Origin of the sequence: Croceitalea rosinachiae, assembly GCF_031846445.1 — a bacterium.
GTDB classification, from domain to species: Bacteria; Bacteroidota; Bacteroidia; order Flavobacteriales; family Flavobacteriaceae; genus Croceitalea; species Croceitalea rosinachiae.
Genome location: NZ_JAVRHR010000012.1, coordinates 1 through 5,610 on the forward strand (window position 1 = coordinate 1; position 5,610 = coordinate 5,610).

Here is a 5,610-nt window from a genome sequence, read left to right on the forward strand (position 1 = left end):
GTTTTGTTGAGTTAGAAAAAGGTTTTTATATTTGCACCCGCTTTGCAGATGATGCGAGTGTGATTTCGGAGGAAACGGGGGCCTTTTATGGGTTCTTTTTTTTCGATGGGATTTGATTAAAGAAGTTCATATACATATTGTAATAGACAGCGTAAAAGAGAATTATTAAAGAACCATTTTGAAGTCAAAGAGCTTAGAGGGGTTGATGTAGGTATCGCGAGATATTTAACGATCAACAATGAAGAGTTTGATCCTGGCTCAGGATGAACGCTAGCGGCAGGCCTAACACATGCAAGTCGAGGGGTAACAGAGGTGCTTGCACTTGCTGACGACCGGCGCACGGGTGCGGAACGCGTATGGAACCTACCTTTGTCAGGGGAATAGCCCAGAGAAATTTGGATTAATGCCCCATGGTATCGCATTATTGCATGATAATGTGATTAAAGATTTATCGGACAAAGATGGCCATGCGTACCATTAGTTAGTTGGTGAGGTAACGGCTCACCAAGGCAGCGATGGTTAGGGGCCCTGAGAGGGGGATCCCCCACACTGGTACTGAGACACGGACCAGACTCCTACGGGAGGCAGCAGTGAGGAATATTGGACAATGGAGGAGACTCTGATCCAGCCATGCCGCGTGCAGGATGACGGCCCTATGGGTTGTAAACTGCTTTTATACGGGAAGAAACCTGTCCACGTGTGGACAGCTGACGGTACCGTAAGAATAAGGACCGGCTAACTCCGTGCCAGCAGCCGCGGTAATACGGAGGGTCCGAGCGTTATCCGGAATCATTGGGTTTAAAGGGTCCGTAGGTGGGCCTGTAAGTCAGAGGTGAAAGTTTGTGGCTCAACCATAAAATTGCCTTTGATACTGCAGGTCTTGAGTTATAGTGGAGTTGCCGGAACATGTGGTGTAGCGGTGAAATGCATAGATATCACATAGAACACCGATCGCGAAGGCAGGTGACTAACTATATACTGACACTGATGGACGAAAGCGTGGGGAGCGAACGGGATTAGATACCCCGGTAGTCCACGCCGTAAACGATGGATACTAGCTGTCGGGACTTCGGTCTCGGCGGCCAAGCGAAAGTGATAAGTATCCCACCTGGGGAGTACGTTCGCAAGAATGAAACTCAAAGGAATTGACGGGGGCCCGCACAAGCGGTGGAGCATGTGGTTTAATTCGATGATACGCGAGGAACCTTACCAGGGCTTAAATGTAGATTGCATAAGCTAGAGATAGCTTTTTCTTCGGACCATCTACAAGGTGCTGCATGGTTGTCGTCAGCTCGTGCCGTGAGGTGTCAGGTTAAGTCCTATAACGAGCGCAACCCCTACCGTTAGTTGCCAGCATTTAAAGATGGGGACTCTAACGGGACTGCCGGTGCAAACCGTGAGGAAGGTGGGGATGACGTCAAATCATCACGGCCCTTACGTCCTGGGCCACACACGTGCTACAATGGCCGGTACAGAGGGAAGCCACCACGCAAGTGGGCGCGGATCTATAAAACCGGTCACAGTTCGGATCGGGGTCTGCAACTCGACCCCGTGAAGCTGGAATCGCTAGTAATCGGATATCAGCCATGATCCGGTGAATACGTTCCCGGGCCTTGTACACACCGCCCGTCAAGCCATGGAAGCTGGGAGTGCCTGAAGTCCGTCACCGTAAGGAGCGGCCTAGGGCAAAATCGGTAACTAGGGCTAAGTCGTAACAAGGTAGCCGTACCGGAAGGTGCGGCTGGAACACCTCCTTTCTAGAGACGATGCGCCTGATCGGCCCTGTTCTTTGGAAGAAGGGTGGTTCACACTCTTTTATGTTGTCTATCGATATGTTGTTAAGATATTGTGTACTGTTGTAAACAGGCCAAGACAGTCTCATAGCTCAGCTGGTTAGAGCGCTACACTGATAATGTAGAGGTCGGCAGTTCGAGTCTGCCTGAGACTACAACGTTCATATAATTGAAATATTGAAGGAAATTCTAGGAGTTGGGTGGTAGTCAAGTACTGACTACTGACTACTGATTACTAACGACTAGTAATTGGGGGATTAGCTCAGCTGGCTAGAGCGCCTGCCTTGCACGCAGGAGGTCATCGGTTCGACTCCGATATTCTCCACGATGGATGCTTTAAAAAGTAGGATCGAAATTGAAGGAAACAAAAGAAGCTTGCTTTTTGATGTTTCTGAGATAAGGTTCTTTTAATGCATTCTCAAGATTGAAGTTTGAGGAGCAGCGCAAGCTACTCCGATAAGAGAAGATCTTGCACAACGTTCATTGACATATTGGGACATATTATAAAGACACGAGTCATTTATAATAAGTCAAAAGAAGAAACTTAAGTAGTAGAATAGAATACATTTAAGAATAAGTAATATTAAGGATTACGAGAGGGCACATATATCAAGGGATATAGTGCGACAAGCAAATTAAGGGCGTATGGGGAATGCCTAGGCTCTCAGAGGCGAAGAAGGACGTGATAAGCTGCGAAAAGCCACGGGGAACTGCACACGAGTGTTGATCCGTGGATCTCCGAATGGGGCAACCCACTATGTTGAAGGCATAGTATCCGAAAGGAAGCGAACCCGCTGAACTGAAACATCTAAGTAGGCGGAGGAAGAGAAAACAAAAGTGATTCCGTTAGTAGTGGCGAGCGAACGCGGATTAGCCCAAACCAAAGTTGTTTCGGCAATTTTGGGGTTGTAGGACCACAATGTTCTTTGTACAACGAACTAGAACGCTTTGGAAAGAGCGGCCATAGACGGTGATAGCCCGGTATAGGCAAGGCGTATTAAAGATAGTGGTATCCTGAGTAGCGCGGGGCACGTGAAACCCTGTGTGAATCTGGCGGGACCATCCGTCAAGGCTAAATACTCCTGAGAGACCGATAGTGAACCAGTACCGTGAGGGAAAGGTGAAAAGAACCCTGAATAAGGGAGTGAAAAAGATCCTGAAACCATACGCTTACAAGCGGTCGGAGCCCTTATGGGTGACGGCGTGCCTTTTGCATAATGAGCCTACGAGTTACTTTTACTAGCAAGGTTAAGGATTTAAGGTCCGGAGCCGTAGCGAAAGCGAGTCTGAACAGGGCGCCATAGTTAGTAGTAGTAGACGCGAAACCGTGCGATCTACCCATGGGCAGGTTGAAGCTTTGTTAACCCAAAGTGGAGGACCGAACCCGTTGACGTTGAAAAGTCTTGGGATGACCTGTGGGTAGGGGTGAAAGGCCAATCAAGCTCGGAAATAGCTCGTACTCCCCGAAATGCATTTAGGTGCAGCGTATACATAGTTTTATAGAGGTAGAGCTACTGATTGGATGCGGGGGCTTCACCGCCTACCAATTCCTGACAAACTCCGAATGCTATAAAATGTTTGTATGCAGTGAGGGCATGGGTGCTAAGGTCCATGTCCGAGAGGGAAAGAACCCGGACCATCAGCTAAGGTCCCCAAGTGTGTGCTAAGTTGACAAAACGCGGTGGAACTGCATTGACAGCCAGGATGTTGGCTTGGAAGCAGCCATTCATTTAAAGAGTGCGTAACAGCTCACTGGTCGAGCGGTTCCGCATGGATAATGATCGGGCATAAGCACACCACCGAAGCTATGGACTAATTTATTAGTGGTAGGGGAGCATTGTAGTGCCGTTGAAGGTGTACCTGCGAGGGATGCTGGAGGAGCTACAAACGAAAATGTAGGCATAAGTAACGATAATGCGGGCGAGAAACCCGCACGCCGAAAGACCAAGGTTTCCCCAGCTATGCTAATCAGCTGGGGGTCAGTCGGGACCTAACGCGAACCCGGAAGGGGCAGTGGATGGACAACGGGTTAATATTCCCGTACCTGCAATAAGTTAAAAGTGACGGGGCATCGGAGTTGGTGCGTGCTGACGGAATAGCACGTTGAAGCGCAAGCGATAGTACGACAAGGCCACGGCCACGTCGATAATCCAGCGTAGATGCCTCCAAGAAAAGCGATTATTGCAGCCCGTACCGTAAACCGACACAGGTGGTTGGGATGAGTATTCTAAGGCGCTCGAGAGATTCATGGCTAAGGAACTAGGCAAAATAGACCCGTAACTTCGGGAGAAGGGTCGCCCCCTTATGGGGGGCCGCAGTGAAGAGGTCCAGGCGACTGTTTATCAAAAACACAGGGCTATGCCAAGTCGAAAGACGATGTATATGGCCTGACACCTGCCCGGTGCCGGAAGGTTAAAGGGAGATGTTATCCGTAAGGTGAAGCATTGAACTGAAGCCCCGGTAAACGGCGGCCGTAACTATAACGGTCCTAAGGTAGCGAAATTCCTTGTCGGGTAAGTTCCGACCTGCACGAATGGTGCAACGATCTGGACACTGTCTCGGCCATGAGCTCGGTGAAATTGTAGTATCGGTGAAGATGCCGGTTACCCGCAGTGGGACGAAAAGACCCCGTGCACCTTTACTATAGCTTCGTATTGACTTCGGTCAAGCAATGTGTAGGATAGCTGGGAGACTTTGAAGCTGCATCGCCAGGTGTGGTGGAGTCATTGTTGAAATACCAGCCTTTGCTTGTCTGAAGCCTAACCTTCTAAGGAAGGAACAGTGCGTGGTGGGTAGTTTGACTGGGGTGGTCGCCTCCAAAAGAGTAACGGAGGCTTCTAAAGGTGCCCTCAATACGGTTGGCAATCGTGTGCAGAGTGCAATGGCACAAGGGCGCTTGACTGAGAGACATACAGGTCGATCAGGTAGGAAACTAGAGCATAGTGATCCGGTGGTTCCGCATGGAAGGGCCATCGCTCAAAGGATAAAAGGTACGCCGGGGATAACAGGCTGATCTCCCCCAAGAGCTCATATCGACGGGGGGGTTTGGCACCTCGATGTCGGCTCGTCACATCCTGGGGCTGGAGAAGGTCCCAAGGGTTGGGCTGTTCGCCCATTAAAGTGGCACGCGAGCTGGGTTCAGAACGTCGTGAGACAGTTCGGTCTCTATCTACTGCGGGCGTTAGAAATTTGAGCGGATCTGACTCTAGTACGAGAGGACCGAGTTGGACCGACCGCTGGTGCACCAGTTGTTCCGCCAGGAGCATTGCTGGGTAGCTATGTCGGGATGGGATAAGCGCTGAAAGCATATAAGCGCGAAACCCGCCGCAAGATGGGATTTCTTTAAAGGATCGTGGGAGATGACCACGTTGATAGGCCGTAGGTGCAAGGGCAGCAATGTCCGTAGCCGAGCGGTACTAATTGTCCGTATGCTTGCGCACGCCCCTCGGAAGTTCTTAAGTCCGTCATGGACGGTATTTACCATTCATTATATATTTGAACACTACTTGCTTGAAGTACCTTCTTTTTACTTTTGTCCCATTATGTTAAGATATTGCCCAAAGCCGGTTCCGACATGTTCGAACCAGCTAAAGAGCCCCTGAAACAAGTTCAGGGAAAGATTTAGGTGGCCATGGCGACGGGGTTCACCCCTTCCCATCCCGAACAGGGAAGTTAAGCCCGTTTGCGCCGATGGTACTGCTACACCAAGTGGGAGAGTAGGTCGCCGCCTTCTTCGCATCAAATCCAATTTGATGTTTAAAGCCCCTTTCCATTAAGAAAGGGGCTTTTTTTATACCATAAATTTAAGAGATGGGAA

General features: G+C 49.7%; 2 tRNA genes and 3 rRNA genes. All 5 read left to right on the forward strand.

From position 1 onward, the window contains the following. The first annotated feature begins 235 nt into the window (after nt 1-235). The 5 genes from RM706_RS16405 (at nt 236) to rrf (ending at nt 5,526) form a co-directional block, all read left to right on the forward strand. A 16S ribosomal RNA gene (locus RM706_RS16405) occupies nt 236-1,757 on the forward strand. 117 nt (nt 1,758-1,874) lie between these two features. After that, nucleotides 1,875-1,948 (forward strand) — tRNA-Ile (locus tag RM706_RS16410). A 96-nt stretch (nt 1,949-2,044) separates the two neighbouring features. Next, nucleotides 2,045-2,118 (forward strand) — tRNA-Ala (locus RM706_RS16415). Nucleotides 2,119-2,416: 298 nt separating this feature from the next. After that, nucleotides 2,417-5,233 (forward strand): 23S ribosomal RNA (locus RM706_RS16420). Between the two features lie 181 nt (nt 5,234-5,414). Continuing rightward, nucleotides 5,415-5,526 (forward strand): 5S ribosomal RNA (gene rrf, locus RM706_RS16425). The 16S, 23S and 5S rRNA genes sit together here with 2 tRNA genes alongside, the layout of an rRNA operon. Nucleotides 5,527-5,610 lie beyond the last annotated feature (84 nt).